Below are 251 nucleotides of genomic sequence, written 5' to 3' on the forward strand. Positions count from 1 at the left end.
GTGACTGCAGGCGCGACCGATGTTGATGTGACCGCGCAAGTGATTGATATCGCCGGTAACCCATCTGCGACTGCTACCGACAACCAGCCTGTGGACAATGTTGCCGCACCTGCACCCATCGTTGAATTCAGCGGCATGGGCAGCGATGGTATCTTCAACAGCGATGAGATCGGCAGCGACGGTACTGTGACCGCCACCGTGACGCTAGCGACTGGCACCCAAGTTGGCGACACCTTGATTGTCACTGACGG

General features: G+C 58.2%; 1 protein-coding gene. It reads left to right on the forward strand.

Annotated features, from left to right (window positions below):
* On the forward strand, positions 1–251 hold a 251-nt coding region (locus tag H5125_RS21975; RefSeq protein WP_220487407.1), incomplete at both ends, for a hypothetical protein.

Origin of the sequence: Shewanella sp. SR44-4, assembly GCF_014163715.1 — a bacterium.
Classification (GTDB): domain Bacteria; phylum Pseudomonadota; class Gammaproteobacteria; order Enterobacterales; family Shewanellaceae; genus Shewanella.